This is a genomic window from Komagataeibacter kakiaceti JCM 25156 (assembly GCF_000613305.1).
Genome location: NZ_BAIO01000402.1, coordinates 1 through 2,183, shown reverse-complemented (window position 1 = coordinate 2,183; position 2,183 = coordinate 1). Strand labels below are relative to the sequence as shown.

Below are 2,183 nucleotides of genomic sequence, written 5' to 3'. Positions count from 1 at the left end.
GGGGCATGATTCCCTGTGGTTCATCATCCTTCAACTTGAAGCGGTAGCGGTTTTCAACGCCGCCGGTCAGCCACTTGCTAGCGAAGGCACGCCCGTTATCCAGATAGCATTTTTGCGGAATGCCGTAGCGTTCCACCATGTCACCAAACGCCAGACGGACCATTTCCTTGTTTTCGGAAATATCCAGACGCCATGACAGGATCATGCCGGTAAACAGATCCTGAAAGGCCACCAAAACGGGTCTTACAGGCTTCTGAATGCCCGGATAATCGACGAACACGTCAAAGACATGACCATCGACATTCACCGCCTCCATGGCATGGAAGATGGACCGATCACGTTCCTGCGCCGGGAACATGCGGCGCAGGGCGTCATTACCTTCCCGGCACAGGGTCAGAAGCGCCGGTCCCAGCGCGTCCATGCGCCGCTTGAGCGTCTTTGCTGATGGCAACTTCCATCCCTCCTTTTTGGCTTGTCCCTGCAAGCGCCGGTAGCAGTCATTGAAGGTCGGGCCAGACAGGCGCAGGTAATCGGCTTTCAGGATTTCCCATGCCTCACGCGGACACTCCGCGCGCGACTTGGCCGTGGCGTAATGCGGCGCCAGGGCGGCCAGCCAGTCGCACCGGTTGAGCCCGCGCACGTCCCGATACCAGTTGTATATCGTGGTCGTGCCTACGCCGCGCAGCGCCGCAATCTGTATGATCGCGTAATTCTTGCGCACGCCATGCTGGATCAGCGTCTCCACCGCATCCAGTATCTGGTATGCCCGACGGGCTTCCTCCTTTCTGTTCTCCGGCATGGCGTCGAAGCGCCACCACAGGTCTTCACGCTCGCGCCGGGTGCGGTCTTCATCCGGCTTCTGTGCCGCCGGATCGGCGGCCTGCATCCGCATGACCAGGGCTGCCTGTGCCGGGAGCGGCAGAGAATACATGGTGAATTCATATCCACCGCCCCGCCCATTGCGGGTGCGCCATGTCTGGCCTTCAAGGTCGGGATTTATCCAGCCTTCCGACTGGACCCGCTCATGGATGCCCTGCTTAGTGGCAGGCATGCCCGGAAGCGCCATCGCCGCCAGTTCAGCGGGCGAAAACCACTGCTGCTGTGCAATTCCCGCCATCACGGGCGGCCTTTCTGATTCATGACAGGACCAAAGCGGCATTCCTCAATCATTTCCTTCAGCGCCCCTTGTCCAACAGCCAAATCAGACAGCGTTGCGTAGGTTTCCGGCGTGAGGTGTCCGGTCGTGCAGAGTTCCCGCAGGATATCGCTGCAAAGCAATACGATGAACCCTTCCGCCGCATCCAGAGGATCAACCTTCTGACCACTACAGCCTTCGAAACCTTCGGAAAGAGCAAACTCCATCCCCGGCTGAACGCGGATAAACGTAAGGCTTGTGACGGCCATCGCTTCGTCTGTCGCCACATCCTCATCGATAAAGACCCAGCCAGCACGAACCAGACGCCTCGCCTCACCGCAGGAAGACGCGAGACCACGATCGACAAGTTCCTGAAACAGCGGATTTAGCGTGCAGTAGTCGCGCCTTTTCTGATTTGAATGCATTACCAGCTACCCCCACGCATAGCCTGCCGCCGCAGGGCATTTTCCCGCCGCGTCAGTTCTTTCTTATGTTCAGAAACCGCCGCCAGTTCGATGGCAGGCAGGTAACGCCGCTCAATCACGGCCCATCCAAATGGCTCAACCAGAAACTCCGCCAGTCGCCGGTCCTGCGTGGCGGAAATCAGCGCATTGAACCGGGGCACGCTGATCTGGTGCCCCTCCCTCTGGACGCTGGCATAGGCATTCAGCATGTTGATGCTGATGGGCCGTTCCAGAAGCTCCGACATATCCGCCCTGATCTGCTCCCGCGACCGTCCACACGTATCCAGCGATACGGAAATGGCGCGCGACAGGCGTGACGTGAACTGATTGGCGCGGATCAGTCGCGGGTCAAACCGCACAACCGGATTGGGCGGCACCCAGTCCAGCAGGGAAAGCTGCTCGGGCGCATTCCGGGTCATGCTGCTGCCCTTTCTTCTGCCTGGTAGCCGGGAAGATGCGGGGCGAAGAATTCAATGATCTGCTTGCGCTCCGCAGGGGATGCCTTACGCCAGATGCCCGCAACCTTCTCAATCACGCCCGGCGGTGTGGGCTTGGGGCGACCAGCAAGCTGGCGCACGATTTCG

At 59.6% G+C, this 2,183-nt stretch carries 3 protein-coding genes; all 3 read right to left on the bottom strand.

Annotated elements, in window-relative coordinates; translation table 11 throughout:
• On the bottom strand, nt 1-1,117 hold a 1,117-nt coding region (locus JCM25156_RS14400), incomplete at its 3' end, for a DNA-binding domain-containing protein (RefSeq protein WP_025813620.1).
• Entirely contained in the window at nt 1,117-1,560 is a 444-nt protein-coding gene (locus JCM25156_RS14395) for a hypothetical protein (protein ID WP_025813619.1), read from the bottom strand. The genes JCM25156_RS14400 and JCM25156_RS14395, both read right to left, overlap by 1 nt.
• A complete protein-coding gene (locus tag JCM25156_RS14390; protein WP_025813618.1) occupies nt 1,560-2,018 on the bottom strand; it encodes a hypothetical protein in 459 nt (152 codons plus the stop codon). The genes JCM25156_RS14395 and JCM25156_RS14390 overlap by 1 nt, the downstream gene beginning before the upstream one ends.
• Nucleotides 2,019-2,183 lie beyond the last annotated feature (165 nt).

What these genes read in the sequence shown, in the direction of transcription:
- JCM25156_RS14395 (WP_025813619.1), bottom strand. Translation starts at nt 1,560, where the DNA reads ATGCATTCAAATCAGAAAAGGCGCGACTACTGCACGCTAAATCCGCTG.
- JCM25156_RS14390 (WP_025813618.1), bottom strand. Translation starts at nt 2,018, where the DNA reads ATGACCCGGAATGCGCCCGAGCAGCTTTCCCTGCTGGACTGGGTGCCG.